Consider the following 1,747-nt stretch of genomic DNA (forward strand, 5'->3'; position numbering starts at 1 on the left):
AAACTCACTGGTATCTCATAATTTAACGCGTGCTAAAGAAGATTTATCTTTATAAAAACGTTTTATAACGCGATAAAAAAGCCGATGAAGGGATAACCCTGCATCGGCTTTTTTTGTATGCAATTAAAAGGGTTATATCGTGTTTTTATCGAATAGACCAAAATTGTTATAAAGCGATTTTTGTTTAGGTAACTGGCTTGTTTGAGTTGTTGAGCAACTATTATTAGTTAACAAGTATAGAGCCTCGCTTAGAAGAGGATCTTTGCTATCGCCCCAATCAGAATTAATGGTATCTTCGGCGTAACAATCTGCAGGTAAACCATCAAAGTAATCACCATAGCCAGCTGAGTTAGTCATTTTAAAGTTTATGGCAAACACAACGTGGTCACAAAGTTGATTAATATCCATGCCAACAGGCTTTCCTCCTGTGCTTGTGCCAACTACTTGAACATCAATGTAAGGTTCTAGCGCATTTATTACCACTTCGCTGGCAGACAATGTTTGTTCAGTGGTAAGTATTACTACACGAGGTAAATTTAGGCGTGGTTGATTATTATTTAACTCGAAATCTACGCTGTTAGTTTCACGGTTTTTATTATATTCGTAATTAAACATAGGCTTGCCAAGCACGTTCTCAGCAGCAATTTGGCTTGCTAGTTGTTTAGCTACATTAAGGTAACCGCCGCCATTATAGCGTAAATCAAGTACTAGCTCTGAAACGCCCTCTTGCTCGAATAACGAAAATGTGTCATCTAAGTCTGGGGCACTGCGTTCAATAAAGCTATTAAAGGCCAGGTAGCCAACCTTACCTGTATTAGATTCTAATATGCGGGCGTCTAGAATAGTGTTTGTGCTAACCGTTGCGCGTGCCATAGTGCCGGTTTGTTCTTCACCGTTTAAATCTATCCACGTTACGTCTACTGTATAGCCTTCTTCTTCAGGCCCCAATAAGGCATCGTAGTCAAACGTATTGTTGGTTATTGCTTCTTCAATATTTACGCCATTCATCATGGTGATTAATGAGCCTCTGGTTAACCCCATAGCTGCTGCATTACCATCGTCAAATACATACTTTACAAGAAGACCGTTAGATTCTATTTTGTTTGCTAAACCATAACCAAAATAACTCGCGTTAAGGTATCGGTCTTCATATTCTTGCGCAGTGACTACATAACTGTATTTATCTAATTCTACTTGCGATTTAACTTCGGTCATTAAATCGCTTAATGAGTCAAATGTAGATGGGTTTGTTGAGGTATTTAGCTGTTCACTCCAAAGGTAATCTGTTTGAAGGTAGTCCCAAAGGGCTTCGTTTTGTGCTGTTTGACTAGCACATACTGCAGGGTCGGAACTTATAATATCGCCTTCGTTCTCTGAGGAGCCCCCACATGCACATAATAATAAAAATGAGCTAGATAAAACTATATTTTTTGTTTTTTTAATCATGACAATCCTTGTAAATATTGGGTTAATTAACAAAGTTACAACACTAATGCTTTTTTGGCAATAGGTAACCATTGTGTAAATTGTTGAGTTTATTTAAGTTTATTTATAGCTTTCAGTCGGCCAATCTTCTGCTGTAAAAGAAGGGTAGGCTAAGTCTATAAGTTAGTATTTCTCATTTATTAGGTTTGTTTTTATCGTTTGTCGCTGCGCTCAGAATTATCTAAAGTTGAGTTGTCGGCAACAAGCACGACTAACCAAACAGGAAGATAATCATGAAACGTACACTTTTAAAAACCATCGC

1 protein-coding gene is annotated in these 1,747 nt (G+C 37.7%); it reads right to left on the reverse strand.

Annotated elements, in window-relative coordinates; all coding sequences use genetic code 11:
• Window positions 1–132: 132 nt before the first annotated feature.
• Entirely contained in the window at window positions 133–1,446 is a 1,314-nt protein-coding gene (locus AN395_RS19210) for a S41 family peptidase (protein WP_054983974.1), read from the reverse strand.
• Window positions 1,447–1,747: the final 301 nt, after the last annotated feature.

The organism is Pseudoalteromonas sp. P1-30 (assembly GCF_001400005.1).
In the GTDB taxonomy this organism is placed as follows: domain Bacteria; phylum Pseudomonadota; class Gammaproteobacteria; order Enterobacterales; family Alteromonadaceae; genus Pseudoalteromonas; species Pseudoalteromonas atlantica.

Bases quoted from the DNA above. Each gene is read 5' to 3' on its own strand.
- AN395_RS19210 (WP_054983974.1), bottom strand. From the start codon at position 1,446: ATGATTAAAAAAACAAAAAATATAGTTTTATCTAGCTCATTTTTATTA.